General features: G+C 34.6%; 7 protein-coding genes. 6 read left to right on the forward strand and 1 reads right to left on the reverse strand.

Annotated features, from left to right (window positions below):
* Positions 1 to 436: 436 nt before the first annotated feature.
* From ACQKMD_RS18250 to ACQKMD_RS18265, 4 genes are all read left to right on the forward strand, one after another.
* On the forward strand, positions 437 to 1,246 hold the full coding sequence (locus tag ACQKMD_RS18250; protein WP_427753800.1) for a DUF3100 domain-containing protein: 810 nt from the start codon (positions 437 to 439) through the stop codon (positions 1,244 to 1,246).
* 30 nt (positions 1,247 to 1,276) lie between these two features.
* A complete protein-coding gene (locus ACQKMD_RS18255) occupies positions 1,277 to 1,720 on the forward strand; it encodes a hypothetical protein (RefSeq protein ID WP_427753801.1) in 444 nt (147 codons plus the stop codon).
* Positions 1,721 to 1,956: 236 nt separating this feature from the next.
* Positions 1,957 to 3,066 carry a serine hydrolase domain-containing protein gene (locus ACQKMD_RS18260; RefSeq protein WP_427753802.1) on the forward strand — a complete coding sequence of 370 codons (1,110 nt, stop codon included), beginning with the start codon at positions 1,957 to 1,959 and terminating at the stop codon, positions 3,064 to 3,066.
* A gap of 122 nt (positions 3,067 to 3,188) precedes the next feature.
* Positions 3,189 to 3,788, forward strand: coding sequence for a hypothetical protein (locus tag ACQKMD_RS18265; RefSeq protein WP_427753803.1), 600 nt, complete (start codon positions 3,189 to 3,191; stop codon positions 3,786 to 3,788).
* Positions 3,789 to 4,054: 266 nt separating this feature from the next.
* Here the strand turns inward: ACQKMD_RS18265 and ACQKMD_RS18270 are convergent, their stop codons facing one another.
* On the reverse strand, positions 4,055 to 5,560 hold the full coding sequence (locus tag ACQKMD_RS18270; RefSeq protein ID WP_427753804.1) for a succinate CoA transferase: 1,506 nt from the start codon (positions 5,558 to 5,560) through the stop codon (positions 4,055 to 4,057).
* A 399-nt stretch (positions 5,561 to 5,959) separates the two neighbouring features.
* Between ACQKMD_RS18270 and ACQKMD_RS18275 the strand changes: the two genes are divergently transcribed.
* Both ACQKMD_RS18275 and ACQKMD_RS18280 read left to right on the forward strand, forming a co-directional pair.
* Complete coding sequence (locus tag ACQKMD_RS18275) at positions 5,960 to 6,091, forward strand: hypothetical protein (protein ID WP_427753805.1); 132 nt, start codon at positions 5,960 to 5,962, stop codon at positions 6,089 to 6,091.
* 187 nt (positions 6,092 to 6,278) lie between these two features.
* The gene (locus ACQKMD_RS18280) at positions 6,279 to 6,626 is read left to right on the forward strand and encodes a DUF3995 domain-containing protein (RefSeq protein ID WP_427753806.1); all 348 of its coding nucleotides are present in this window, start codon (positions 6,279 to 6,281) and stop codon (positions 6,624 to 6,626) included.
* Positions 6,627 to 6,817: the final 191 nt, after the last annotated feature.

A 6,817-nucleotide genomic window follows, 5' to 3' on the forward strand; every position in this document is an offset into this window, starting at 1 on the left:
ATTGTTAGGCGAATATTTTTTACATAGGTGAAAATAGTGTCGGACAAATTGCGAAATTTGTCATAATGCGGAGAAAGATTGATTAGTGGAAGTTTTGATTGAGAATGAGTCGAATCTGGAAAATTCCCAGAAGTGTTTGTAATAGGTGCAGCTATCCGTGTATTAAAAATGTTCGGAAAAAAATTTGAACGACCCAAATGATAACGTTTTAATTAGTTGAAATCATACATAAAGAAATCTGGAATATACAAAACGGCTATATTTGAGGAATATTATCTTTTATTTGGTCTACTGTCTTTCAATATTATGAATCTGCTAAACAATAGGAAAAAGAAATCTAGAAGTAACAACCATGTACCAAATACTTGTAGTATTATCATCGAAATATCAGTAGTGGAGATTCATAGGTGATAAATGAGAAAAAGAGGTGGATAACTTGAAAAAATTATTAAGTTGGAAAATACAGTTAATCGTATTAGCACTTGTAGTTGTAGCCGAATTTATTGGGATAAAGAATTTTGACCTTGGTATTGGAGTAGTTGCACTTTTCCCTATGCTTTATGCATTAATAATCGGTGCCGTTATTAGTTTACCTAAATTAAAGTTGTTAAGTGAAAAAGATATGAATATAGCAGCAAATATTTTAGGTATTTCATTTATGTTATTTGTGGCTAAACTTGGAACTTTGATGGGCCCATCATTGCCTCAACTAATGGATGCGGGATTGTCATTAACACTACAAGAAGTCGGACATTTCTTTGGAACAATTGTTTTTGGTTTACCAATAGCATTATTGATCGGGATGAAACGTGAAGCAGTAGGCGCTACTTTCTCAATTGACCGTGAACCAAACCTTGCAATTATAGCTGAAAAATATGGTGCTGATTCTCCAGAAGGCCGTGGAGCATTAGGTGTTTATGTATGCGGAACATTATTTGGTGCAATTTATTTAACTATATTAGCTAGTGTTCTAGCTAATTCTGGATGGTTCCACCCAATTTCATTGGCAATGGGTGCAGGCGTAGGTTCAGGAAGTATGATGGCCGCAATGACTGGTGCGCTCGCTATTATATTCCCAGAATCAGCTAATGATATAGCATTATTTGCTGGTGCTGCGAACTTAATTACTACAATTGTGGGAACTTATGTATGTATCTTCTTCTCACTACCTGTTACAAATTATTTATATAGAAAATTGGAACCGATTTTGGGTAGAGGATCTAAAAATTCTGAAAACAAAGCTTAAGTTTTTTAGAAGTGGGGGATATAGACGTTCATGTTAGATAAAATATATACATTTATACTTATCGGTGCTATTGCAATTATCGGAAACTGGGTTGGTTACGATGTATCACCTATAGATGCTTTACCAGGGATGCTTATTATTGTTGCAATTACGGTATGTGGTTTTGCAATTGAAAAATTATTACCAGTAAAATTGCCAGTAGTTATTTGGGTTTCATTTATAGCATTATTAATTACTTCGCCAATTTTCCCTGGAAATGAACCAATTGTTAAAGCAACAAGTCAGATTAATTTTATGGCATTAGCAACACCAATTCTAGCTTATGCAGGTCTATCTTTCGGTAAGGATTTGAAAGAATTTAGAAAGCTTGGTTGGAGAATCGTTGTTATTTCCTTAGTTGTTTATACAGGAACATTCCTTTTAGCTACTTTAGTTGCAGAAATCGGCTTTAGAGTTACTGGAAAGTTTCATTAATAGAAAAGGACCTTTCAAAAATCGATTAGTCGATATTTTGAAAGGTCTTTTCTTATACTCAAAAACCTCGAAAGCGAAGAAGAGAATGCCTATGGTTGGTTGTGGGTAGTAATAAGGATATAGATTGTAAAAAAATAAAAGGTTTATTAATGACTATTGTAAGGTCTAGATTCATATATTGAACTTGGTAGAAAAAATGTATTTACGGGGGGAGTATCATTAGGAAAATTGCTTTAATGCTCATTATAGCTTTTTGTATTTTTCCAATATATATTTTAGCATCAGAAAATAAGGAAGGTACACCATCTAGTATTATCACTAATGATTTAAAACAACGGGTAGATGAATATTCTGCAAAATATATCGGTACGACAACGACTGGAGCGTCTGTAATTATAGTAAAGGACGGTAAAATAATTGTTAATAATTCCTATGGTTATGCTGATTTAGAGGAAAAGAAGTCAGTTACAAAAAATACGGTTTTTGAATGGGGCTCAGCTACTAAACTCCTTGTTTGGACTAGTGTAATGCAACTAGTAGAGCAAGGGAAACTGAATTTAGAAGAAGATATTCGAGAATATTTACCAGAAGGGTTCCTCACAAAACTACAATACAAAAAGCATATCACGATGTTAAATCTCATGCATCATGATGCCGGATGGGAAGAGAGCTACGCTGATATATTATCCACTTCACCTGCATCTATTAAACCTTTAGGTGAAACATTACAAAATTTCCAACCAGAACAGGTGAAAAAACCAGGTGAAGTTGTAGCATATTCCAATTATGGTGTTGCACTAGCTGGTTATATAGTGGAGAGGATTTCAAATCAACCGTTCTATGAATACGTAAACGATAATATATTTTCTGTTCTCAATATGAAGGATACGGCAATTCATCCGTTACAAGCGGATAACAAAGAAGTTGCAAAACAAAGGAAGCTTGTTCACGGTTACGAAGGAAATAACAAGGGGAAATTCAATCGTTCAAAAAATGAACGTATCTATATTGGTTTGTACCCTGCTGGAAGTGCCATTGGTACAGCTGAAGATGCAGCAAGATTTATTAGTGCATTGATGCCAGTGACAGGTGATAAAAGCCCTCTATTCCAAAGTAATCAAACATTAGATGAAATGCTTACTAGTAGTAAATTTTATAATAATGGCTTACCAAGAAATTCGCACGGGTTTTGGCAAGGAATGTATGCTGTAGATGTATTGGAACATGCAGGGAATACGGATAGCTTTTCTAGTAATATGGCTTTTTCGAAAAAAGAGAATATAGGCGTTATTGTTATGACAAATCATCCAGTGAATCTGGATTGTGCTATGGTTTACCAGTATTAGTGTATGGTGATTATCATGCAGAAGATAGTAAAGTGACGTTTCCGGATGCTCATGAACTTAAAGGAACTTATAGTATGGCTAGACGGCCTTATTCGGGCTTTTCCATACTTATGGGTACTCTTATGACGGGAGAGCTGAAAGCAGTTGATAGCAACACATTGACTGGATTTGGTATGACATTTAAACAAGTAGCGCCTTATGTATTTAGGTCTACTAATGAATATAATATATTTCTTCACTTCACAATGAACAGCGGTCAAGTGGAAAAGGTATCTATGATGACGAGTGATTTTCTACCGTTAGCCAACAATATGAAATGGTTTACGGTCTTTAGTACTATCGCTGTAATATTTTGTGTGATATATATCGTTGTTTCTATAATAGTTTTTATTATTAATAGTATCAGAAATAGAAAAAAGACTGTTCAACGTACGCAATTGTGGAAATTCAATATTACTTTAAATTTAGCAGGTGTAGCTGCAATAATTAATTTTGCCCTTCTTGCTTACAGAGCGTTGAACTATGCATCTTATGCTTCATTAAAGCTTCACTTTTGGATAAATTATATATATATAGCCGTTATAGGTGTTTGTATAATAATGATTTTGAAACTATGGGGTAAAACAACATCTACAAAAATGCAAAAAATCAGTTATATACTTTCAACTATTACTGCAGTGTTATTGATAGTCTTAATAATTGGTTGGGAACTTTATAAGTAAAATAGTTCTAAACGTAAAGAGCACCTTTCTGGTTATAGGAAAGGTGCTTCAGATTGTAGACAAACCCGAAAAAAATCAGTTTTCTACAGTCTTTTTATTTTTTTAGATAGATCAGGTTCGAAGCTTACCGCTCGCTTTTCCTGCAGGAGTCGAGCGGACGCTTCTCCAAATAAAATGCTACCTTCTACTTTTCTATATACTCATGAATTTTTATAATTGAAAGTAAGGAATTTATATTGGAAAATATAACGTTCGGAGTGGAACGATTACTCAATCATTGTGCCGTTCTTAGCGTAATTGACGTACCAAGAAAATGCTTTTTCAAGATTATGAGGTGTTTGGCTATCACCTGTTTTTTCTACGGCATCATAATAATACGCCCATAGTTGTTCTTTGTAATCTGGATGTGCACAGTTTTCGATGATTAAAGGTACGCGTTCTTTCGGTGCTAACCCACGTAAGTCAGCAACACCTTGCTCGGTGATCAGAACGTCCACATCATGTTCAGTATGATCAACGTGTGAGACCATTGGAACAATAGATGAGATAGTGCCGCCTTTTGCATAAGATTTCGTTACGAAAATACCTAATCTGGCATTTCTGGCAAAGTCACCAGAACCGCCAATACCGTTCATCATACGTGTACCAGAGACATGTGTTGAATTGACATTGCCATAAATATCAGCCTCTAGTGCCGCATTAACAGAGATTAAACCTAAGCGACGAATTATTTCAGGTTGATTAGTAATTTCTTGCGGACGTAAGCATAGTTTATCTACGTACTTGTCCATATTTTCAAATACTACATTACCTAATTCCTCAGATAATGTAATCGAAGTAGCCGATGCAAATGTTACTTTTCCCGCATCGATTAAATGAAAGACAGCATCTTGTAAAACTTCAGAATAAATTTCTAAATCTTCAAATTCTGAATCTTGAAATCCTTGTAAAACAGCATTCGCTACAGAGCCCACACCAGATTGTATTGGTGCTAACTTAGACGTTAATCTGCCTGCTTTAATCTCATCTCGTAAGAAATTGAGTAGATTATTGGCCATAATAGCTGTTTCCTCGTCAGGAGGTACGATTAAAGAAGGAGCATCCGTGTTTTCTGAAATGACAATGGCTTTAATTTTTTCAGGGTCAATTTTTATGCCAATTTCTCCAATGCGATCAGTAGCACTTGTTACTGGGATTGGACCACGCTCTCCTTGCTTATTAGGTACATAAATATCGTGAATACCAATAAAAGACTCGGAGCATGAAATGTTTAATTCAACAATAATATTTTCTGCAAAGTCTGCAATGATAGGTGAGTTTCCAACAGAATTTGTAGGGATTAAATAACCATCCTCCGTAATAGCACACGCCTCAATGATGGCAAATTTAATAGGTCCATAAATATTTTGTCGGACTAATTCAGCAACATGAGATAAATGACCGTCTACATAAAGAACTTCACCTTTATTAATAAGATTTCTTAATGCAGGTTCACCTTGATAAGGTCCACGTTTGCGGATAACACCAGCTTCAGCCAAATAGCGGTCTACTTCAGGGCCAAGAGAAGCGCCTGTATACACATCAATTTGGAATTTTTCTTTTTTAGCACGTTCTACAAGTGCAAGTGGCACAACTTTAGCATCCCCAGCGCGAGTAAATCCACTCATCCCTACTACATCACCATCTGAAATCAGTGTTGCAGCTTGTTCTGCAGAAACTACCTTGTCCACTAATTCTTTCAAACCTAAACGCTTCTCGATCGTTGCTTTCATCTTAACTCCTCCTAAGTGCTTCATTTTTTACAGTCTTTACCCATAGCAAGAATGATTCAAAAACCACCATATGAATCATATATTCAAGACAAGGGTAAAATATGACTGAATAATAATTTAAATTTTTCAGAGATACATGCAGTTTATTGAGATAGATTGTGATTAGCTCACACATACTATACTGTCACTTGAAGTAAAATATATGTATAAAAATAGTGATAAGATTATGAATAATAATAAAATGTAAAAATCAAGAATGTTAGCTTCGTGATTAGGGATGAAGAGGAGAATATATAGCGGTTTAACAGGACAATTTTTTTGTATTGTTTACATATTGATTTGTTATTGGGAGGTGAATTACTTAGAGGTAAATGATATGAGATAGAGTTACTAAATAATATGGAGGAAATTGCTAGAGAAAATAGTTGCAGACTCATTCAACTAGATACTTTTAGCCTTCAAGCTCCAAATTTTTATCAAAAGTATGGTTATGAAATTGTTGATGCAATAAAAGAAATTCCTAATAAATAAAATCAGTTAACAAAAATATTGAATTGAAATATTATATATCGGAAAAAGTAGTGGTCTTTCTTTGTTATTTTTTGTTTTGACTAGATTGATCAAACGATGAGGAGGATGAAAATGGTATCAGTAATAACTATTTTAGCTGCATGTATCTTGTTTTCTATTAGCTTGCTTCACGTTTACTGGGCATTGGGTGGGAGATGGGGGAAAGAATGCTGTTCTCCCTGAAGTAGAGGGGAATCGTGCATTTACACCTAGTACTAGCGGGACATTGGTTGTAGCTTTAATGCTTGGTATAGCAAGTATTATTCTCCTTTTTGAGGCTAATTATATACCTTTACCGAAATTCTTAATTGTTCGAGTAGGTGCTTGGGCTTGTGCCTGTGTTTTTAGTCTGAGAGTACTTGGCGATTTTAAATACTTTGGGATTTTCAAGAAAGTAAGAAAAACAAAATTTTCAAAAATGGATACATTTCTTTATATGCCCCTTTGTGCGTTTCTGTCATTTACTTTTATCATGACAATCATTAATGGTGGGTAAAATTAAATCATATAACTGAACTTAACTTTTGCATACTAGTAAACTAAATTATCATTTACCTGTTATAACTTAATGGCCTAGCCATTAAGTCTATTGATACTGAATCGGCTACACTAAGTTGGACAAAAAAAATAAGGGCTATTACACTTAGACTACCAACTTAAAGGAGCGTGCTACTATGTCACGTCAAC

The organism is Viridibacillus sp. NPDC096237 (assembly GCF_050278625.1).
Lineage (GTDB): Bacteria > Bacillota > Bacilli > Bacillales_A > Planococcaceae > Viridibacillus.